A 19,875-nucleotide genomic window follows, 5' to 3' on the forward strand; every position below is an offset into this window, starting at 1 on the left:
CGGCAGGGGCCGCGACGGAAGGGCGGGACCCGCGCGGAACGCGCGCAGCGGTCCCGCCCTCGCACGGCTCGACACCGAGCCTGGAGCCCCGAAACCCGAAGTCGGCAAGCCCAGGCCCGAGCCCGGAGGCCCGCGGCCCGCAACTCAGGCCCGCAGCCCGCAGCCCGCAGCCCGCAGCCCGCAGCCCGCAGCCCGCAGCCCGCAGAAACGTTACTTCTCTTCCGCGCCCTCGTCCGTATTCTTCGCGGCACCCTCGCCCTTGCCCGCGCCCTTACCCGTGTTCTTCGCCGCCGGGCTCATCGGCTTGCCACCGGCGGCCACCGTCGGGGCCGCGAGGTAGGACGACCAGCCGCCCTTCGGGGCCTCCCCGACACCGAGCGTCCCGAGCTTGGCCACCACCGCCGGGTCCTGGGCGTCCAGCCAGTCGGCGAGCTGACGGAAGGAGACGCAGCGCACGTCCGACTTGGTGCAGACGGAGGCGATCGTCTCCTCCACGGCGCGCATGTAGGTGCCGCCGTTCCAGGACTCGAAGTGGTTGCCGATGATCAGCGGCGCGCGGTTCCCGTCGTACGACCGGTCGAAGGCCTCCAGGAGGCCGTCACGCATCTGGTCGCCCCAGTACTCGTGCTCCGCCGGGTCGCCCTGGGTGACGCCGGACTGGTTGAACATGAAGTTGTAGTCCATCGAGAGCGTCTCGAAGTCGCGCCCCGGAACGGGTACGAGCTGGAGCGAGAGGTCCCAGAGGCCGTCCTTCTTCGCGGGCCAGACCTGGTCGTTGATGCCGCTGGAGTCGTAGCGGAATCCCAGGTCCCGGGCGGCGGCGACCATGTTCTCCCGGCCTTCCAGGCACGGGGTACGGCCGCCGACGAGTTCCTTGTCGTAGTCGAAGGGCAGCGGTGCCTCGGACTTGAGCTCCGGGTCGTTCGTCTTCCAGTTCTTCACGAAGGACTTCGCCTGGCCGATCTCACTCTTCCACTCGTCGACCGACCAGGTGCCGCCACCGCCGTCCGGGCCGCAGAAGTGGCCGTTGAAGTGGGTGCCGATCTCATTGCCCTCCTTCCAGGCGGCGCGTACCTCCCGGAGGGTGTCGTGAATGCCCTTCGTGTCGTTGAAGCCGATGTCGGAGCGGCCGGGCGAGTGCTGGGGCGGGTCGTAGAGGTCCTTCTTCGCCTCGGGCAGCAGGTAGACGCCGCTGAGGAAGTACGTCATCTTCACGCCGTACTTCTTGGCGACTCCGCGGAAGTGGGAGAAGAGCTTCTGGCTGTCCTCGCCGGCACCGTCCCAGGAGAACACCACGAACTGCGGGGGCTTCTCTCCCGGCGCGAGGCGCTCGGGAACCGGGAGGTTGGGCTGAGCGCCCGTGAAGGCCGTGGATCCGTCACCGATCAGCTGGACGGCGTTGCCGGGGGCGGGAGCGTTCTGCCCGTCGGGCTTCTCCTTGGCGCCGTGCGCCTTCTCGGCGGCGGCTCCCGACGCCCCGTTCGTTCCGGCGCCGGAACAACCGGCGAGCGCGGCGAACGCCGCTGCGGTGGTGATACCCAGGGCGACTCTCTTCGTGGCGGCGATCATCCGCCCACCTCTTCCTTGCGGCTCGTTTGCGTGGAATGTGCCGACCGGCGCGGTCACGTTCACACGCGGCTCGGACGGCTCCGAGCGACAGGCCGTACGAAAAGATGCTTATTCACTGCATTGGGTGATTCCTTCGCCTATTTGCCTGATATGTGAACCACATTTCTTTACTCTGCATTACGATTCATTTACCTAGCGTTGAGAAATCCCGCCGCTGCACGCCGTGACCCACGGCCGCGTCCCCCCATTCCGCGACCGCGCTGCCCCGGAGGAGACGGGAAATGCCTGCCTGTGTACCCACCCGAAAGAACCGAGACCACCACGGCCCCCACCTCCCCCGCGCTGCCGGGGAGAAGCGGCCCCACAGCCCGCCGTCGCGCGGAGGCCACCGCTTCCGCGTCACCACGGGCGACCTCTCCGCCTCGATCACGGTCTTCCTCATCGCCGTCCCCATGTCGCTCGGTCTCGCCGTCGCCATGGACGCGCCGCTGGAGGCCGGCCTCATTTCCGCCGCGATCGGCGGCATCGTCGCCGGACTGATCGGCGGCACCCCGCTCCAGGTCAGCGGGCCGTCCGCCGGACTGACCGTCGTGACGGCCGAGTTGATCCAGGTCTACGGCTGGCGCACGACCTGTGCCATCACCGTCGGAGCCGGGCTGCTCCAGATCCTGCTGGGCTCACTGAGAGCGGCACGGGCCGCTCTCGCCGTCAGCCCCGCGATCGTCCACGGCACCCTCGCCGGCATCGGGGTGGCCATCGCACTCGCCCAGTTGCACATCGTTCTCGGCGGCTCCCCACAGAGCTCCGCGGTGGACAACGCCCTCGCGCTGCCGGAGCAGTTGGCGCGGATCAATCCGGCCGCACCGCTGATCGGAGCCCTGACCATCGCCCTGCTGGTGCTCTGGCCGCGGATTCCCGGTGGCGTGGGCCGCGTGCTCCGCAGGGTTCCGGCCGCGCTCGCCTCGGTCGCCGCGGCCACGGCGGTGGCGGCCGTCGCCGCGCCCCGCATCAGCCGGGTGGACCTGCCCTCCTGGAGCTCGCACGCCCTCCCCGAAATGCCGCACGGCCCCGTACTCGCCCTCGCCACCGCGATGTTCACCGTGATGCTGGTCGGCAGCCTGGAGTCGCTCCTGGCGGCCGTGGCGGTGGACAAGCTGGCTTCCGACCGCGCGTCCCGACATGCCCTTCAGCAGCCCGACCTGCCTCTTCCGCGCGTCCCCCGCTCCGATCTGGACCGCGAGTTGCGGGGCCAGGGCATCACCAACACGCTCGCCGGGATGCTCGGCGGGCTGCCGATCTCCGGTGGTGCGGTGCGCAGTTCCGCGAACGTCCGCGCCGGAGCCACCGGCCGCGCCGCGACCGTGATGCACGGCCTCTGGGTGCTGCTCGCGACGGCGTTCCTGGTCGCCGTGCTCGAATGGATCCCGCTCGCCGCGCTGGCCGCCCTCGTCATGGTCGTCGGCATCCAGATGGTGAACTACGCCCACATCAGGAACGTCCACCGGCACCGCGAATTCCTGGTCTACGGCGCCACGATCACCGGAGTCGTGGTCTTCGGCGTGCTGGCCGGCGTCGCGATCGGCATCACGGCCGCCGTGGGCACGGCGCTGCACCGGCTCGCCGGCACCCGCGTCACCGTGAGCGAGAGCGACGGCCGCTTCCTGGTCATCGTCCGGGGCCAGTTGACCTTCCTCGCGGTTCCCCGGCTCAGCCGCATCCTCAACCAACTCCCCCAAGGCGTCGACGCGATCGTGGAACTGGACGGTTTCTTCATGGACCACGCGGCCTACGAGGCCATTCAGGACTGGCGCACCACCCAGGAGGCCCACGGCGGCAGCATCGTCTTCACCGGCAGGTCCGGGGGGAGGATCGCGGAACCCGCGTCGGCGGCGCACTCCTGCTGCCGCCCGTGGACGCCCTGGCGCAACCACCACTGCCACGACCGCCCGCACCAGCCCACCACCGCCGCGGATCACCTCCGCACCAGGACAGGGGGTGCCGACGGGCTTCCCGTGAAACAGGCGCCGGAGGCGGACGGACACTCCGTGGCGCGCGCCGACGCTTCCCGGCGCGGCGGGCACCGCCTGCTGAGCGGCATCAGTGCCTTCCAGCTCAACACGGCCCCGCTGGTCCGCGAGGAGCTCGCCCGTCTCGCGGCGGAGGGCCAGCGACCGACCCAGCTCTTCCTCACCTGTGCGGACTCCCGCCTCGTCACGAGCATGATCACGTCGAGCGGCCCGGGCGATCTGTTCACCGTGCGCAACGTGGGCAATCTCGTTCCCCCACCGGGGGCCGGGGCCGACGCGGGCGGCGACGACTCGGTGGCCGCGGCGATCGAGTACGCGGTGGACGTCCTGCGGGTCGAATCCATCACGGTCTGCGGGCACTCCGGCTGCGGTGCCATGCAGGCGCTGCTCAACGCCGAGCCGGGGACGCCCCGGAACACGCCCCTGTGGCGGTGGCTGCGGCACGGGCTGCCGAGCCTGGACCGCATGTCCTCCCGCGACCGTTCCTGGGCGCGCATCGCCGGCCGGATGCCCGCCGACGAGGTGGAACAGCTCTGCCTGACCAACGTCGTCCAGCAGCTCGACCACCTGCGCGCCCACGAGTCGGTGGCGCGCCGGCTGGCGGACGGCACCCTTCAGCTGCACGGCATGTACTTCCACGTCGGGGAGGCGCAGGCCTATCTGCTGACGGAGGACGCCAGTTCCGGTTCGGGCCCGGACGAGGTCTTCGAACGGGTGGCGCCGGGCATCGGTCCCGATCAGGGGGAGGCGCGTGTGGAGGACGGCCCCGGTCACCAGGAGGCCGGCCACAGCCTCGCCTGAACCGGTGGTGCCCCCGGGACGTGAGACCTTGTGATTCCGCCGCTCTCCCGCGGGCGCGGCACGGTCGGTACGGATACGCCGTAGCGACTGCCGCGCCGGCGGGACGGGAGGGCGGAGTCCCTCCTTGCACGAGGAAAAGGTCTAAACCAATTTACGGCAGACACTTGTCACCCGGCCTTTCGCCTGATGAGCTATGCCCCGGGACACAACGGTCACCCTGGGAACGGGAGATGTCGTGAGCAACGAAAGCCTGGCCAACCTGCTGCGGGAAGAGCGCCGGTTCGAGCCGCCGGCCGAGCTGGCCGCGAACGCCAATGTCACGGCGGAGGCGTACGAACAGGCAGCCGCGGACCGGCTGGGCTTCTGGGCCGAGCAGGCCCGCCGCCTCACCTGGGCCACCGAGCCGACCGAGACGCTCGACTGGAGCAACCCGCCGTTCGCGAAGTGGTTCGCGGACGGCACGCTCAACGTCGCGTACAACTGCGTGGACCGCCATGTGGAGGCGGGCAACGGCGACCGGGTCGCCATCCACTTCGAGGGCGAGCCGGGCGACAGCCGGGCGATCACCTACGCGGAGCTGAAGGACGAGGTCTCGCGGGCGGCCAACGCGCTGACCGAACTGGGCGTCGGCAAGGGCGACCGGGTCGCCGTCTACCTGCCGATGATCCCCGAGGCCGCGATCACGATGCTGGCCTGCGCCCGCATCGGCGCCGCCCACTCGGTGGTCTTCGGCGGCTTCTCCGCCGACGCCATCGCCGCCCGCATCCGGGACGCCGACGCCAAGGTCGTCGTCACCGCGGACGGCGGATACCGCCGCGGCAAGCCGTCGGCGCTGAAGCCCGCGGTCGACGACGCCGTGTCCCGTATCGAGAGCGTCGAGCACGTCGTGGTAGTGCGCCGCACCGGTCAGGACACCGCGTGGACCGAGGGCCGGGACGTCTGGTGGGACGAGATCACCGGCCGGCAGTCCGCCGAGCACACCCCCGAAGCCTTCGAGGCGGAGCAGCCGCTCTTCATCCTGTACACCTCGGGGACGACGGGTAAGCCGAAGGGCATCCTGCACACCTCCGGCGGGTACCTCACCCAGGCGGCCTACACCCACCACGCCGTCTTCGACCTCAAGCCCGAGACCGACGTCTACTGGTGCACGGCCGACATCGGCTGGGTCACCGGCCACTCGTACATCGTCTACGGGCCGCTGGCGAACGGCGCGACCCAGGTCATGTACGAGGGCACCCCGGACACCCCGCACCAGGGCCGGTTCTGGGAGATCGTGCAGAAGTACGGCGTCTCGATCCTCTACACCGCGCCGACCGCGATCCGCACGTTCATGAAGTGGGGGGACGACATCCCCGCCAAGTTCGACCTGAGCAGCCTGCGCGTCCTCGGCTCGGTCGGCGAGCCGATCAACCCCGAGGCGTGGGTCTGGTACCGCAAGCACATCGGCGCCGACACGTGCCCCGTCGTGGACACCTGGTGGCAGACCGAGACCGGCGCGATGATGATCTCGCCGCTGCCCGGCGTCACCGCGACGAAGCCCGGCTCCGCCCAGCGCGCCCTGCCCGGAATCTCCGCCACCGTCGTCGACGACGAGGCCCGTGAGGTCCCGGACGGCGGGGGCGGCTACCTCGTCCTCACCGAGCCGTGGCCGTCGATGCTCCGCACCATCTGGGGCGACGACCAGCGCTTCATCGACACCTACTGGTCGCGCTTCGAGGGCAAGTACTTCGCGGGCGACGGCGCCAAGAAGGACGAGGACGGCGACATCTGGCTGCTCGGCCGGGTCGACGACGTCATGCTCGTCTCCGGCCACAACATCTCGACCACCGAGGTCGAGTCGGCGCTCGTTTCGCACCCGGCGGTCGCCGAGGCGGCGGTGGTCGGCGCGGCCGACGAGACGACCGGTCAGGCGATCGTCGCCTTCGTCATCCTGCGCGGGACGGCGACCTCCTCCGACGAGCTGCTGGCCGAGCTCCGCAACCACGTCGGCGCCACGCTGGGTCCGATCGCCAAGCCCAAGCGGGTGCTGCCGGTGGCGGAGCTGCCCAAGACCCGCTCGGGCAAGATCATGCGACGTCTGCTGCGCGACAAGGCCGAGAACCGCGAGCTGGGCGACGTCACCACGCTCACGGACCCGTCGGTCATGTCCCTCATCCAGGCGGAGTTCCCCAAGGGGTCCTCCGAAGGCTGAGCGAGGACCGGGCGAAAGGTGAGCGAGGACTGAGCGAACCAGAGCTGCTGTACGGCTCCGAGGGGCATCCGGCAACGCGCCGGATGCCCCTCGCGCGTGCGGGCGGCCACCGCGGGGCCGTGCGTCCGGATCGAGCCCGGAGCCCGGCCTGATTCGAACGCAAGGCCTTACAGTGGCCGTACCCGCGCGGAAGCGGGGAAGATCTTCATAGGGGTGCCGGGAAGTCTGGTCGGCGAGCGTGTCCGCCATGTCCTCAGCCACCACCCCGAACCGGAGGTCTCTCCCGTGGCCGAATCCCGCCGCACCCCGCCGCACCCGCCCGCCGCGCCCCCTGCGCCCTCCCGGCCGACCCTGCTGGGCCGCCTGCCGCTGCCGGAGCGGACCTACCTCGCGGACGCGCTGCGCACGGAGACGGTCGGCGGCGTCGTCCTGCTGGTGGCGGCCATCGCGGCACTCGTCTGGGCCAACGTGCTCGGCTCTTCCTACACGGCGGTCAGCGACTACCACTTCGGGCCGGCGGCCCTCGGCCTCGACCTCTCCGTGGAGCACTGGGCCGCCGACGGACTGCTCGCCGTCTTCTTCTTCGTCGCGGGCGCGGAGCTCAAGCGCGAGCTGGTCGCGGGCGAGCTCCGCGACCCCAGGACGGCCGCCCTGCCGGTCGTCGCCGCCCTGTGCGGGATGGCGGTGCCCGCGCTCGTCTACGTACTCACCAACACCGTCGGCGGGGGCAGTCTGGGCGGCTGGGCCGTGCCGACCGCGACCGACATCGCCTTCGCGCTCGCCGTCCTCGCCGTCCTCGGCACCTCGCTGCCGAGCTCGCTCCGGGCCTTCCTGCTGACGCTGGCCGTCGTCGACGACCTCTTCGCCATCCTGATCATCGCGGTGTTCTTCACCGAGTCGATCGACTTCCTGGCCCTGGGCGGCGCCTTCCTCGGGCTGGCCCTCTTCTGGGCCCTGCTCCGCTTCGAGGTCCGCGGCTGGTGGGTGTACGTACCGCTGGCCCTCGTCGTCTGGGGGCTGATGTACAACAGCGGCGTGCACGCCACCATCGCGGGCGTCGCCATGGGACTGATGCTGCGGTGCGTCCGGCGCGAGGGCGAGGAGCGCTCCCCCGGTGAGCGCATCGAGCATCTGGTGCGCCCGCTCTCCGCCGGGCTCGCCGTCCCGTTGTTCGCCCTCTTCGCCGCCGGGGTGACGCTGCGCGGCGACGCGCTCGCCGAAGTCTTCACCCGGCCCGAGACGCTCGGCGTCGTCCTCGGCCTCGTCGTCGGCAAGACCGTCGGCATCTACGGGGGCGCCCGGCTCGCCACCCGCTTCACCAGGGCCGAGCTGAACCCGGCCCTGGCCTGGGCGGACGTCTTCGCGGTCGCCGCGCTCGCCGGCATCGGATTCACCGTCTCGCTGCTCATCGGCGAGCTTGCCTTCGCCGGCGACGAGGACATGACCAACGAAGTCAAGGCGTCCGTTCTGCTCGGTTCGCTCATCGCCACCGTAGTCTCCGGTGTACTGCTCAAACTCCGGGTACGCGTCCACCGGGCGCTGTACGAGGCGGAGGAGCGGGACGAGGACGCGTCGGGGATCCCCGACGTCTACGAGCAGGACGATCCCGGGTACCACCTGCGGATGGCCGCACTCCACGAACGGAGGGCGGCCGAGCACCGCCGTCTCGCCGAACGGGCGGGGGCAGCGGGCAGCAAGCCGGACAGTCCGGCATGATCTGTCACCGGATGTGTTGAAGAGGAGAGGGAGTCAGGGATGAGCGACCCCGGCAATTTCGTGGGCGGCGCGGACCGCAGTCTGGGACAGCTGGTCGCCACGGCGACCGCCGAGATGTCCGCACTGGTGCACGACGAAATCGCCCTGGCCAAGGCCGAGGTACGCCAGGACGTCAAGCGGGGCGTCATGGGCAGCGCCGCCGGCATCATCGCGGGCGTCCTGCTCCTGTTCGCGATTCCGACGCTGAGCTTCGCCGCGGCGTACGGCATTCACAACCTGGGGCTGGGCCTGGCCTGGTCGTTCCTGATCGTCGGCGGAGCCTTCATTCTCCTGGGCGTACTGCTGGCGCTCTTCGCCGTCGCCAAGTTCAAGAAGGTCAAGCCGCCGGAGAAGTCGATCGCGTCCGCGAAGCAGAGCGCGGCCGTTCTCCAGGGCGTCAAGCCGCACCCCCGCCCGGTCGTCGCGCCCGGCCCGTCCCGTCCCGCGATCGGTGGTTCCTCCCTCGTGGACAAGGCCGTCGAGAAGAGCCCGGTTCAGGACAAGTCGTCCGCTGTGGCACGCTCTTCGGCATGACGGTCCCCGAAAGCAGCGCATTCGGCACGACAGGCTCCGCGCGTCCCGCGCCGGAGCCGTCCGGGTCCACCCCGGACGCCGCGCGGCCCGCCTCCGACGGCGGGCCGGCGGCGCCGTCCCCCGTGGTCCCCGTCGCCCCGGCGGGCGGTGGCCGCCCGGCGGCCTCCGGCGGTCCGGTACGGCTGGACGGCCCCTGGACGCACCGCGACGTGGCCGCCAACGGGGCGCGCTTCCACATCGCGGAGATGGGCTCCGGCCCCCTCGTGCTCCTGCTGCACGGCTTCCCGCAGTTCTGGTGGACCTGGCGCCACCAGCTGCCCGCCCTCGCCGAGGCGGGCTTCCGCGCCGTCGCGATGGACCTGCGTGGCGTCGGGGGCAGCGACCGCACGCCCAGGGGGTACGACCCCGCCAACCTGGCGCTCGACGTCACCGGCGTGATCCGGTCGCTCGGCGAGCCCGACGCGGCCCTCGTCGGCCACGACATGGGCGGTTACCTCGCCTGGACGGCGGCCGTGATGCGGCCGAAGCTGGTGCGCCGCCTCGTGGTGTCCTCGATGCCGCACCCGCGCCGCTGGCGTTCCTCGATGCTCTCGGACTTCGCCCAGTCCAGGGCCGGTTCGTACGTCTGGGGGTTCCAGCGGCCATGGCTGCCGGAGCGTCAGCTCGTCGCGGACGAGGGCGCCCTGGTGGGCCGGCTGATCGAGGAGTGGGCGGGGCCGGACGACACCGTCTTCCCGGACGACCCGACGCTGGACGTCTACCGCCGTGCGATGTGCATCCCGTCCACGGCGCACTGCGCGGTGGAGCCGTACCGGTGGATGGTGCGGTCGATGGCCCGTCCGGACGGGGTGCAGTTCTACCGGCGCATGAAACGACCGGTCCGGGTGCCCACCCTGCACCTGCACGGTTCACTCGATCCAGCGATGCGTACGCGGAGTGCGGCGGGGTCCGGCGAGTACGTCGAGGCTCCCTATCGGTGGCGACTTTTCGACGGTCTCGGGCACTTCCCGCACGAGGAGGATCCGACCGCCTTCTCGACCGAACTCATCAACTGGCTCAAGGATCCCGAGCCCGATCGCTGATCCGATACGTACAGGTGTGCGTCGAACGGCCACGTGCCGCGCGCATAGGCCGATTGGCTTGCTTCCGCACGATTACCGACCATGGGTCAGGGGCACACGTCGGGGTATGGGCTGGACGCACGACTTCGGTGACGCAGCACGCAACCGCCGCTCGACCGCCACTGCCGCGGTGAGCACTCACGAGGGGGGCGGCCCCACGGGCCATATGCATACCGTGCAGGTCATACACGATCCTCGGCTCGGCATTCCCCGCATCCTCCGTCGGCGGGCCCGTTGGGTATCGGCGCGACTGCGCCATCCCCGCACCTGACCGGGAACCGCACACACCCGACCACCACCCGCACCCAGCCGTCTCCCCGCACCGGCACACCGCCCGCGCGGGGAGACGACCACGGTCAGAGCGCGCACCCCTGGGTGTCGACCTGCTGGTCGGCCGTGCGGCCGGCGTCGATGTCCGGCTGGATCTCGTCGGCGGTCAGCACGTAGCCGGTGTCGGCGTCGTCGCGCGACTTGGCGAACACCACTCCGTACACCTGGCCGTCCGGAGTGAGCAGGGGGCCGCCGGAGTTTCCCTGCCGTACGAGCGCGTAGAGCGAGTACACGTCGCGGTGGACGATGCCCCGGTGGTAGATGTCGAGACCGCTGGCCTGGATCCGGCCGCGGACCCGGGCGGAGCGGACGTCGTAGTCGCCGTTCTCCGGGAAGCCGGCCACGATGGCGCTGTCGCCGGTCCTGGCGTCCGATCCGGTGAAGTCCAGTGCGGTGGAATGGAGTTCCGGAACGTCGAGTACGGCGATGTCGCGCTGCCAGTCGTAGACGACGACCTTCGCGTCGTACACCCGTCCCTCGCCGCCGACCTGGACGGTGGGCTCGTCGACGCCGCCGACGACGTGGGCGTTGGTCATGACGCGACCGTCCGCGAAGACGAAGCCGGTGCCTTCGAGGACCTTTCCGCAGCTCGGGGCCATGCCGACGACCTTGACGACGGACTTCTTCGCACGGGCCACCACCGGACTGCCGGTCAACGCCGGGTCGGGGGGCTCGACTTCGGTGATCGGCTCGTTGGCGAACGGGCTGAAGACCTGCGGAAAGCCGTTCTGGGCGAGGACCGAGGAGAAGTCGTCGAACCAGGTGGACGTCTGCTGGGGCATCACCCGGGAGACACCGAGCAGGACGGAGGAGTTGCGGACCTGCTTGCCCAGGGTGGGGAGGGACGTGCCCGCCAGGGCGGACCCGATCAGCCAGGCGACCAGCAGCATCGCGCACACGTTGACCAGGGCGCCGCCGGTGGCGTCAACGGCGCGCGCCGGCGACCAGGTGATGTGCCCGCGGAGTTTGTTGCCGAGGTGGGTGGTGAGGGCCTGGCCGACCGACGCGCACACGATCACGATCACGACCGCCACCACGGCGGCCGTCGAGGAGACCTCGGAGTTGGCCGTGACCTTGTCCCAGAGGAGCGGCAGCAGGTAGACCGCGGCCAGGCCTCCCCCCAGGAAGCCGATCACGGACAGGATGCCGACGACGAAACCCTGGCGGTAGCCGATGACCGCGAACCACACGGCGCCGACGAGCAGCAGGATGTCCAGCACGTTCACCGTCTATAGCCTCGCAGATTCGTCACCTGGCCCGTCGGGTGACGGGGTCCGGGGGCCCGGAACAACCCAGCAGGAGAGCCAGCCTGTCATGCGTGCCAGTCGAGCGGCACCTGCCTGGTCCTGTCCCAGGGGCGTTCCCAGCCCGCGAAGTGGAGAATCCGGTCGATCAGACCGGCGGTGAACCCCCAGACCAGGGCGTTCTCCACCAGGAACGCGGGGCCCAGGAAGCCGCTGGGATGCTTGGTGATCACCCGGTTGGCCGGGTCCGTGAGATCGGCCACGGGAACGGTGAAGACCCGGGCCGTCTCGGCGGCGTCGACCGCGCGCACCGGGCTCGGGGTCCGCCACCAGCCGAGCACCGGGGTCACCACGAAGCTGCTGACCGGGATGTAGAGCCGGGGCAGCACGCTGAAGATCTGCACACCGCGCGGGTCGAGACCGGTCTCCTCCTCGGCCTCCCGCAGCGCCGCCCGGAGCGGCCCGCTCGTCGCCGGGTCGCCGTCCTCGGGGTCGAGCGCGCCACCCGGGAAGGCCGGCTGCCCCGCGTGCGAACGGAGGGTTCCGGCGCGCTCCATCAGCAGCAGCTCCGGTCCGCGTCCGCCCTCGCCGAAGAGGATCAGTACGGCCGACTGTCGCCCGGCGCCGCTCTCCGGCGGCAGGAAACGGCTCAGCTGCTGCGGCCGCACGTCGCGGGCGGCCTTCGCCACCGGGGCGAGCCACGACGGCATGCCCTCGGTGGTGACGGCGACCGCGTCCCCGGCGGCGGGCTGCTCGCCCGACCGGTGCGTCCCGCCGTCCGTCTGCGCGGCGCTCGTCGGCCGCGTCGTGCTCGGTGTGTAGGTCATGGGCACCCCCGATTTCTCACAACGCCTGTCATCTGCCAATTCGTTCCGGCCTCATCCGTACGGGGGACGCGCCGGGACGTTCCATGACGACGGCCGCCGGGGCGGCGCAGCCCGCCGGAGGCGCCGGGGGCGCGGCGGGCTCCGGGCGTGAGGCGCGGGGCGCGTTCTCCCTCATTCGGCTCCCGTGCCCGGCGCGGCCTTCGCCTGACGCGCGGCCTTGCCACCCGGTGCGGCCTTGCGGTCCGACGCCGCCTCGGCACCCGACGCGTCCGCGGAGCCCGCGCCCCCGGCTCCGTCCTCCAGCGCGGTCTCCAGGGCGGCCTCCTGCGCGGCGGCCTCCCGCTCGCCCAGGCCCGGCGCGGGGTCGCCCGGGTAGTCGGCGGGCGGGCTCAGGCGCTGCCCCGGATAGCCGCCCTTCTCGTACTTCAGCAGCTTCCTGGCTTTCGCGGGGTCCGTCTCCCCCTCTCCGTACGAGGGGCAGAGCGGGGCGATCGGGCACGCGCCGCAGGCGGGCTTGCGGGAGTGGCAGATCCGGCGGCCGTGGAACACGACCCGGTGGGAGAGCATCGTCCACTCGCTCTTGGGGAAGATCCCGGCGACCACCGCCTCGACCTTCACCGGGTCCTCCTCGTCGGTCCACTTCCAGCGCCGCACCAGTCGGCCGAAGTGGGTGTCGACAGTGATTCCCGGGACTCCGAAAGCGTTGCCGAGCACCACGTTGGCCGTCTTGCGGCCGACGCCGGGCAGCGTCACCAGGTCCTCCAGGCGGCCGGGCACCTCGCCGCCGAAGTTGTCCCGGAGCGCGGCCGAGAGGCCGAGGAGCGACCGGGTCTTCGCCCGGAAGAACCCGGTCGGCCGGATCAGCTCCTCCATGTCCTCCGGAACGGCTGCGGCCATGTCCTCGGGGGTGGGGTAGGCGGCGAAGAGCGCCGGGGTGGTCTGGTTGACCCTCAGGTCGGTGGTCTGCGCGGAGAGGACGGTGGCTACGAGGAGTTCGAAGGGGTTGCGGAAGTCGAGTTCCGGATGGGCGTACGGGTAGACCTCGGCCAGTTCGCGGTTGATCCGGCGGGCACGGCGGACCATCGCGAGATGCGACTCCGGCTTGGCCGGCTTCGCCGGCGCGGTCTTCGACGCGCCGCCGGACTTCGACCGGGCCGGCCGCGCCTTCGCGGCGGGCCGGTCGGCGCCGGCGGGTGTCCGTGCAGTGCCCTTCCGCGGCACCCCCGAGCCTTGTTCGCCCATAGCTGAATCCTGCTTCTCCGACACCTAGACGGCCCCCTCGCCCTTCGCTCCCAGCAGCTTTCCGGACACCCGGTCAGCCTAGGCCGTGTCCGACAATTCGCGTCGGAGCGGCGGGCGGTGTCCGGTGCGGCGCATCGCAAGGCGGAGGATCTCCCGTGTACTGGGTGTACACGGAAGGTCCGACAACGCCGCGAGGTGCCGCGCCGGGCTTTGTCGTCGTCGGTCGAGGGCCGGCCCGTGGATTCGCCCCTGTCAGCGGGTATCAGCCCTCGATCGGCCCCCTGCCGTACGATCCGGGCGACTCGTGCGTCAAACTGGTTTGTGATTGATCGCACTGTTTTACCGTCCGGCATGATGGGGACCACGGTTCCCTGAACAGGCCGACAAGGAGAGATCTCGTGGACGACGTTCTACGACGCGCCCCGCTTTTCGCGGCGCTCGATGACGAGCAGGCCGCGGAACTCCGCGCCTCGATGAGTGAGGTGACCCTCGCACGCGGAGACGCGCTGTTCCACGAGGGTGACCCCGGCGACCGCCTGTACGTGGTCACCGACGGCAAGGTGAAGCTCCACCGCACCTCCCCCGACGGCCGCGAGAACATGCTCGCCGTACTGGGCCCGGGGGAGCTGATCGGCGAGCTGTCGCTGTTCGACCCGGGTCCGCGCACCGCCACCGCGACCGCGCTCACCGAGGTCAAGCTGCTCGGCCTCGGCCACGGCGACCTCCAGCCCTGGCTGAACGCCCGCCCCGAGGTCGCCACCGCGCTGCTGCGTGCCGTCGCCCGCCGCCTGCGCAAGACCAACGACCAGATGTCCGACCTGGTCTTCTCCGACGTGCCGGGCCGTGTCGCCCGCGCTCTCCTGGACCTGTCGCGCCGCTTCGGCGTCCAGTCCGAGGAAGGCATCCACGTCGTCCACGACCTCACCCAGGAGGAGCTGGCCCAGCTGGTCGGCGCCTCCCGCGAGACGGTCAACAAGGCGCTCGCGGACTTCGCGGGACGCGGCTGGCTCCGCCTGGAGGCCCGCGCCGTGATCCTGCTCGACGTCGAGCGGCTGGCGAAGCGCTCGCGCTGAGCCCCCACGCGGTACACGTGACGCGCCGGGCCCCCAGCGCCGACGCGACCGCGCACACGCACGAAGAGGCCCTGCCGTCAGGCGGGGCCTCTCGGCGTTCCCGGGTGCGCGGGACCCCTCGGGGCGGAAACCGGTCCCCGTGTCAGATCAGCCCGTGCTCCGCCAGGTACTCCAGCTGCGCCCGTACGGACAGTTCCGCCGCCGGCCACAGGGACCGGTCGACGTCCGCGTACACCCGGGCCACCACCTCGGACGGCGTGAGCAGCCCGGACTCCACCGCCGTCTCCACCTGGGCCAGCCGGTGCGCGCGGTGCGCGAGGTAGAACTCGACCGCGCCCTGGGCGTCCTCCAGTACCGGCCCGTGGCCCGGCAGCACGGTGTGGACGCCGTCGTCCGTGGTCAGCGAGCGCAGCCGCCGCAGAGTGTCGAGGTAGTCGCCGAGCCGCCCGTCCGGATGCGCGACGACGGTCGTGCCCCGGCCGAGGACGGTGTCGCCGGTGAGCACCGCGCCGTCCGCGGGCAGGTGGAAGGAGAGCGAGTCGGCGGTGTGTCCGGGCGTGGGGACGACCCGGAGTTCGAGCCCACCGGTGGTGATGACGTCCCCCGCCGCCAGTCCCTCGTCGCCGAGCCGGAGCGCGGGGTCGAGCGCGCGCACCTTCGTACGGGTCAGCTCCGCGAAGCGCGCGGCGCCCTCGGCGTGGTCCGGGTGGCCGTGGGTGAGCAGGGTGAGCGCGATGCGCCGGCCGGCCCGTGCGGCGGTGTCGATCACGGCGCGCAGGTGGGTGTCGTCGAGCGGTCCCGGGTCCAGGACGACCGCGAGGTCCGAGTCCGGTTCGGCGAGGATCCAGGTGTTGGTGCCGTCCAGGGTCATCGGGGAGGCGTTGGGGGCCAGGACGTTGACCGCGCGGGCGGTGGCGGGTCCGGAGACGACCTGTCCACGGGGCTGTCCGGGCAGAAGCGCGGCCTCGCTCATGCTGTTCCTCCGGCTCCGGGTCCCGCGGGCGGGACGGGCGTGGTGAATTCATCGTGTCCCGGCCAGCTCAGCACCAACTGGTCACCCTCCAGCCGGACCCGTGCGAGGACGGGGGCGAGGTCCTGGGTCCCGGCCGCCTCCAGTGCCTCTCCGGCCGTCCGGTACGGCAGGAGCGAGCGCAGCGTCGTCACGGTGGGCGGCATCATCCGGAGTTCGCCCCGGGCGTGGCCGGCGGTGGCGTCGGCGGGGGTGATCCAGACGGTGCGGTCGGCCTCGGTGGAGGCGTTGCGGGTGCGCTGGCCCTCCGGGAGCGCCGCGACGAAGAACCAGGTGTCGTAGCGCCGGGTCTCGAACTCGGGGGTGATCCAGCGGGCCCAGGCGCCGAGCAGGTCGGAGCGGAGCACGAGCCGCCGCCGCTCCAGGAACCCGACGAAGGAGATCTCCCGGGCGACGAGTGCCGCGCGGTCCGCCTCCCAGTCGGCGCCCGTGGTGTCGCCGACGACGGTGTCGGGGGTGGGGCCGGCGAGGAGTACACCCGCCTCCTCGAAGGTCTCGCGGACCGCCGCGCACACGATGGCCTGGGCCTCCGCCGTGCTCGGGACTCCCAGCCGCGCGGCCCAGCTCTCCAGCGGGGGACCGGCCCAGCCGACGAGGTGATCGTTGTCGCGCGGGTCGACCCCGCCGCCCGGATAGGCGTACGCGCCTCCGGCGAAGGCCATGGTGGTACGGCGCCGCAGCATGTGGACGGCCGGTCCGCCATCGGCTGCGGCGGAGGAGTCCCGCAGCAGCATCACGGTGGCGGCGCGCCGGGGGGTCACGGCCATCAGCTCGCCCGCGGCGAGGGCTCTGATCCGGTCGGGCCATTCCGGTGGGTACCACTGACCTTGGGACATGGCCGGAGGCTATCGGGATCAGCCGATTCGTACGAGGGGGGAACGCACGTTCCCTGCTGGTGAGATCGACAGCTGGTACGAAAAACGTCCCGCCCGGCCGGGAAGGCCGGACGGGACGGGAAGCACGTGCGTACGGTCAGGCGTCGATCAGCTCGACCTGGATCTCGACCTCGACCGGCGCGTCCAGCGGCAGGACCGCGACGCCGACGGCGCTGCGGGCGTGCACACCCTTGTCGCCGAGCACCTCGCCCAGCAGCTCGCTGGCGCCGTTGATCACGCCGGGCTGTCCGGTGAAGTCGGGGGCGGAGGCCACGAATCCGACGACCTTGACGACCCGGGCGATCCGGTCCAGGTCACCGACGACCGACTTCACGGCCGCGAGGGCGTTGAGGGCGCAGACCCGGGCGAGGTCCTTGGCCTCCTCGGCCGTCACCTCGCCGCCGACCTTGCCGGTCACACCGAGCCGGCCCTCGACCATCGGCAGCTGGCCCGAGGTGTAGACGTACGCACCGGAGCGCACGGCCGGCTGGTACGCGGCCAGCGGCGGAACGACGTCGGGCAGGGTGAGTCCCAGCTCGGCGATCCGCGCCTCGACGGTACCGGCCATTACGCCCTCTCCCGCTTCAGGTAGGCCACGAGCTGCTCGGGGTTGTTCGGCCCGGGCACGACCTGGACCAGCTCCCAGCCGTCCTCGCCCCAGGTGTCCAGAATCTGCTTGGTCGCGTGCACGAGGAGCGGCACGGTCGCGTATTCCCACTTGGTCATGGCCCGACTGTAACGCCTGGCACGGGCGCTCCCGTGCGTAGGCCGGCGACCTACTGGTTAGGCTCGAAGCGTGAGCAGGTTCCAGGTCGTCAGCGGCAAGGGCGGCACCGGTAAGACCACGGTGGCCGCCGCCCTCGCGCTCGCCCTCGCGGCCGAGGGCCGGCGCACCCTTCTCGTCGAGGTGGAGGGCCGCGGCGGCATCGCCGAGCTCTTCGGCGCGGGTGCCTCCCCCTACGAGGAGCGCAGGATCGCCGACGTGCCGGGCGGCGGCGAGGTGTTCGCCCTGGCCATCGACGCCGAGCAGGCGCTCCTCGACTACCTCCAGATGTTCTACAAGCTCGGCAGCGCGGGCCGGGCGCTCAAGAAGCTCGGCGCGATCGACTTCGCCACCACCATCGCGCCCGGGGTCCGGGACGTGCTGCTGACCGGCAAGGCGTGCGAGGCCGTGCGCCGCAAGGACAAGCAGGGTCGTTTCGTCTACGACCACGTGATCATGGACGCACCGCCCACCGGCCGGATCACCCGCTTCCTCAACGTCAACGACGAGGTGGCCGGGCTGGCCCGGATCGGCCCGATACACCACCAGGCGCAGTCCGTGATGCGGGTCCTCAAGTCCCCCGACACCGCCGTCCATCTGGTGACCCTGCTGGAGGAGATGCCGGTGCAGGAGACCACGGACGGCGTCGGGGAACTGCGCGCCGCCCAGCTCCCGGTGGGCCGGGTGATCGTCAACATGGTCCGCCCCCACCTGCTGGACGAGGAGGCGCTGCGCACCGCGTCGGGCGCGCGCCGCAAGGAGATCGCGAAGACCCTGACCCGGGCGGGCGTGACCGGCTCGGCGGCCCTGGTCCGTCCGCTGATCGCGCAGGCGGCCGAGCACGCGCAGCGGGTCCGCCTGGAACGCGAGCAGCGGGCCGTACTGGCCGGGCTCGGACTGCCCACGGACGAGCTGCCGCTGATGGGCGAGGGCATCGACCTCGCCGCGCTGCACGTCCTGGCCGGGGAGCTCCGCAAACAGGGCGCAGGGGAAGAGGAGGCGTCATGAGGCTGCCGTCCGGCACCGCGACCGGCACCGAGGGCGACGGCGACGGCGACGAGGCACGGGTGGACGGTACGGGGACGGCGGACGGTACGGGCCCCGTGCGCGCGCCGGGCATCGACACCGACGCGCTGCTCGACGACCCCGGCATCCGGATCGTGGTGTGCTGCGGCTCCGGCGGGGTCGGCAAGACGACCACGGCCGCGGCGCTCGGCGTACGGGCCGCCGAGCGCGGACGCAAGGTGGTCGTCCTCACCATCGACCCCGCGCGCAGGCTCGCCCAGTCCATGGGCATCGACCAGCTCGACAACGTCCCGCGCCGGGTCGGGGACATCGCGGGCGAGGGCGAACTGCACGCCATGATGCTCGACATGAAGCGGACCTTCGACGAGACGGTCGAGGCGCACGCCGACCCCGAACGGGCCCGCGCCATCCTGGAGAACCCCTTCTACCAGTCCCTGTCGGCCGGCTTCGCGGGCACGCAGGAGTACATGGCGATGGAGAAGCTCGGGCAGCTGAGGGCGCGCGACGAGTGGGACCTGATCATCGTCGACACCCCGCCCTCGCGTTCCGCGCTGGACTTCCTGGACGCACCGAAGCGGCTCGGGTCGTTCCTCGACGGCAAGTTCATCCGGCTGCTGATGGCGCCCGCGAAGATGGGCGGCCGGGCCGGGATGAAGTTCCTCAACGTGGGCATGTCGATGATGACGGGCACCCTCGGCAAGCTGCTGGGCGGCCAGTTCCTCCGGGACGTACAGACCTTCGTGGCCGCCATGGACTCGATGTTCGGCGGGTTCCGTACCCGGGCGGACGCGACGTACCAGCTGCTCCAGGCCCCGGGGACGGCGTTCCTGGTGGTCGCGACGCCGGAGCGGGACGCGCTGCGCGAGGCGGCGTACTTCGTGGAACGACTGGCGGCGGAGCGGATGCCGCTGGCGGGGCTGGTGCTGAACCGGGCGCACGGCAGCGAGGCCGCGCGCCTGACCGCCGAACAGGCACTCGCCGCCGCTGAAAATCTTGAGGCGGCGGGCATGGTGGACGGGGCCCCCGGGAAGACTGGTCCTCGTGACCCGGCGGTAGCCCTCCCTCCCGAGGCATCCCCCGAAACCGCTGAGTCCCCCACCCCCGAAACCGCTGAGTCCCCCACCCCCGACGGCGCGGACGGCACACCGGCGGTCCCCGTGGTCGCGATCGAAGAACTCACCGAGGGACTGCTGCGCCTGCACGCCGAACGCATGCAGGTCGTCGCCCGCGAGCGGCGGACCCGCGAGCACTTCACCGCAGCCCATCCCGAGGTCCTGGTGACCGAGGTGGCCGCGCTGCCGGGCGACGTGCACGATCTGGCGGGGCTGCGGACCGTGGGCGAACGCCTCGCCGCGGGTGCGGCCGGCCACGATCCCGCCGGGGCGGCCTGAGGACCCCGGCCTCATGGGCCGATCCTCGACCGTCCGCGGAGCGCGGGCACGCCGGACCGTGATGCGGCCCCGGTTT

The 19,875-nt window shown here is 71.7% G+C and carries 16 protein-coding genes and 1 pseudogene; 9 read left to right on the forward strand and 8 right to left on the reverse strand.

Translation table 11 applies throughout. The features are described 5' to 3' along the window. Positions 1 to 210 precede the first annotated feature (210 nt). The gene (locus ACFZAX_RS03425; RefSeq protein ID WP_390958664.1) at positions 211 to 1,569 is read right to left on the reverse strand and encodes a hypothetical protein; all 1,359 of its coding nucleotides are present in this window, start codon (positions 1,567 to 1,569) and stop codon (positions 211 to 213) included. A gap of 281 nt (positions 1,570 to 1,850) precedes the next feature. On the opposite strand from ACFZAX_RS03425, the gene ACFZAX_RS03430 reads away from it, so the two are divergent. From ACFZAX_RS03430 to ACFZAX_RS03455, 6 genes are all read left to right on the forward strand, one after another. Further along, complete coding sequence (locus tag ACFZAX_RS03430; protein WP_390958666.1) at positions 1,851 to 4,397, forward strand: SulP family inorganic anion transporter; 2,547 nt, start codon at positions 1,851 to 1,853, stop codon at positions 4,395 to 4,397. A 193-nt stretch (positions 4,398 to 4,590) separates the two neighbouring features. Beyond that, positions 4,591 to 6,588 carry an acetate--CoA ligase gene (acs, locus tag ACFZAX_RS03435; protein WP_390958669.1) on the forward strand — a complete coding sequence of 666 codons (1,998 nt, stop codon included), beginning with the start codon at positions 4,591 to 4,593 and terminating at the stop codon, positions 6,586 to 6,588. 285 nt (positions 6,589 to 6,873) lie between these two features. Next, positions 6,874 to 8,304, forward strand: a complete 1,431-nt coding sequence (nhaA, locus tag ACFZAX_RS03440) for a Na+/H+ antiporter NhaA (RefSeq protein ID WP_390959224.1) — start codon at positions 6,874 to 6,876, stop codon at positions 8,302 to 8,304. A 39-nt stretch (positions 8,305 to 8,343) separates the two neighbouring features. Next, positions 8,344 to 8,877 (forward strand): phage holin family protein, encoded by a 534-nt coding sequence (locus tag ACFZAX_RS03445; RefSeq protein ID WP_390958670.1) that lies wholly within the window; start codon positions 8,344 to 8,346, stop codon positions 8,875 to 8,877. Further along, positions 8,874 to 9,959, forward strand: a complete 1,086-nt coding sequence (locus tag ACFZAX_RS03450; protein ID WP_390958672.1) for an alpha/beta fold hydrolase — start codon at positions 8,874 to 8,876, stop codon at positions 9,957 to 9,959. Before ACFZAX_RS03445 ends, ACFZAX_RS03450 begins: the two co-directional genes overlap by 4 nt. A 106-nt stretch (positions 9,960 to 10,065) precedes the next feature. After that, positions 10,066 to 10,269, forward strand: a complete 204-nt coding sequence (locus ACFZAX_RS03455; protein WP_390958674.1) for a hypothetical protein — start codon at positions 10,066 to 10,068, stop codon at positions 10,267 to 10,269. A gap of 85 nt (positions 10,270 to 10,354) precedes the next feature. On the opposite strand, the gene ACFZAX_RS03460 is transcribed toward ACFZAX_RS03455, so the two are convergent. From ACFZAX_RS03460 to nth, 3 genes and pseudogenes are all read right to left on the reverse strand, one after another. Continuing rightward, a complete protein-coding gene (locus ACFZAX_RS03460) occupies positions 10,355 to 11,554 on the reverse strand; it encodes a MarP family serine protease (RefSeq protein WP_390958676.1) in 1,200 nt (399 codons plus the stop codon). Between the two features lie 86 nt (positions 11,555 to 11,640). Beyond that, entirely contained in the window at positions 11,641 to 12,399 is a 759-nt protein-coding gene (locus ACFZAX_RS03465) for an NUDIX domain-containing protein (protein ID WP_390958677.1), read from the reverse strand. Positions 12,400 to 12,744: 345 nt separating this feature from the next. Then, a pseudogene (gene nth / locus ACFZAX_RS03470) lies at positions 12,745 to 13,641 on the reverse strand (endonuclease III); the annotation flags it as partial. 398 nt (positions 13,642 to 14,039) lie between these two features. Here nth and ACFZAX_RS03475 point away from each other — a divergent pair. Then, positions 14,040 to 14,714, forward strand: coding sequence for a Crp/Fnr family transcriptional regulator (locus ACFZAX_RS03475; protein ID WP_150489041.1), 675 nt, complete (start codon positions 14,040 to 14,042; stop codon positions 14,712 to 14,714). 142 nt (positions 14,715 to 14,856) lie between these two features. On the opposite strand, the gene ACFZAX_RS03480 is transcribed toward ACFZAX_RS03475, so the two are convergent. The 4 genes from ACFZAX_RS03480 to ACFZAX_RS03495 form a co-directional block, all read right to left on the reverse strand. Continuing rightward, positions 14,857 to 15,687: an MBL fold metallo-hydrolase gene (locus tag ACFZAX_RS03480; RefSeq protein ID WP_390958678.1), complete on the reverse strand. Its 831-nt coding sequence runs from the start codon at positions 15,685 to 15,687 to the stop codon at positions 14,857 to 14,859. Next, positions 15,684 to 16,580: an NUDIX hydrolase gene (locus ACFZAX_RS03485; protein ID WP_390958680.1), complete on the reverse strand. Its 897-nt coding sequence runs from the start codon at positions 16,578 to 16,580 to the stop codon at positions 15,684 to 15,686. Before ACFZAX_RS03485 ends, ACFZAX_RS03480 begins: the two co-directional genes overlap by 4 nt. Positions 16,581 to 16,716: 136 nt before the next feature. After that, positions 16,717 to 17,187, reverse strand: a complete 471-nt coding sequence (locus tag ACFZAX_RS03490; RefSeq protein WP_390958682.1) for an Atu1372/SO_1960 family protein — start codon at positions 17,185 to 17,187, stop codon at positions 16,717 to 16,719. Further along, positions 17,187 to 17,345, reverse strand: a complete 159-nt coding sequence (locus ACFZAX_RS03495) for a DUF4177 domain-containing protein (protein ID WP_073492664.1) — start codon at positions 17,343 to 17,345, stop codon at positions 17,187 to 17,189. The genes ACFZAX_RS03490 and ACFZAX_RS03495 overlap by 1 nt, the downstream gene beginning before the upstream one ends. 70 nt (positions 17,346 to 17,415) lie before the next feature. Between ACFZAX_RS03495 and ACFZAX_RS03500 the strand changes: the two genes are divergently transcribed. Next, entirely contained in the window at positions 17,416 to 18,390 is a 975-nt protein-coding gene (locus ACFZAX_RS03500; protein ID WP_390958684.1) for an ArsA-related P-loop ATPase, read from the forward strand. Continuing rightward, positions 18,387 to 19,799 carry an ArsA-related P-loop ATPase gene (locus ACFZAX_RS03505; RefSeq protein WP_390958685.1) on the forward strand — a complete coding sequence of 471 codons (1,413 nt, stop codon included), beginning with the start codon at positions 18,387 to 18,389 and terminating at the stop codon, positions 19,797 to 19,799. Before ACFZAX_RS03500 ends, ACFZAX_RS03505 begins: the two co-directional genes overlap by 4 nt. Positions 19,800 to 19,875: the final 76 nt, after the last annotated feature.

The organism is Streptomyces sp. NPDC008125 (assembly GCF_042957125.1).
Taxonomy (GTDB): Bacteria; Actinomycetota; Actinomycetes; order Streptomycetales; family Streptomycetaceae; genus Streptomyces.

Bases quoted from the DNA above. Each gene is read 5' to 3' on its own strand.
- ACFZAX_RS03490 (WP_390958682.1), bottom strand. From the start codon at position 17,187: ATGGCCGGTACCGTCGAGGCGCGGATCGCCGAGCTGGGACTCACCCTG.
- ACFZAX_RS03430 (WP_390958666.1), top strand. From the start codon at position 1,851: ATGCCTGCCTGTGTACCCACCCGAAAGAACCGAGACCACCACGGCCCC.
- acs (WP_390958669.1), top strand. From the start codon at position 4,591: ATGCCCCGGGACACAACGGTCACCCTGGGAACGGGAGATGTCGTGAGC.
- ACFZAX_RS03465 (WP_390958677.1), bottom strand. From the start codon at position 12,399: ATGACCTACACACCGAGCACGACGCGGCCGACGAGCGCCGCGCAGACG.
- ACFZAX_RS03445 (WP_390958670.1), top strand. From the start codon at position 8,344: ATGAGCGACCCCGGCAATTTCGTGGGCGGCGCGGACCGCAGTCTGGGA.
- ACFZAX_RS03495 (WP_073492664.1), bottom strand. From the start codon at position 17,345: ATGACCAAGTGGGAATACGCGACCGTGCCGCTCCTCGTGCACGCGACC.
- ACFZAX_RS03480 (WP_390958678.1), bottom strand. From the start codon at position 15,687: ATGAGCGAGGCCGCGCTTCTGCCCGGACAGCCCCGTGGACAGGTCGTC.
- ACFZAX_RS03485 (WP_390958680.1), bottom strand. From the start codon at position 16,580: ATGTCCCAAGGTCAGTGGTACCCACCGGAATGGCCCGACCGGATCAGA.
- ACFZAX_RS03505 (WP_390958685.1), top strand. From the start codon at position 18,387: ATGAGGCTGCCGTCCGGCACCGCGACCGGCACCGAGGGCGACGGCGAC.
- ACFZAX_RS03455 (WP_390958674.1), top strand. From the start codon at position 10,066: ATGGGCTGGACGCACGACTTCGGTGACGCAGCACGCAACCGCCGCTCG.
- ACFZAX_RS03450 (WP_390958672.1), top strand. From the start codon at position 8,874: ATGACGGTCCCCGAAAGCAGCGCATTCGGCACGACAGGCTCCGCGCGT.
- ACFZAX_RS03425 (WP_390958664.1), bottom strand. From the start codon at position 1,569: ATGATCGCCGCCACGAAGAGAGTCGCCCTGGGTATCACCACCGCAGCG.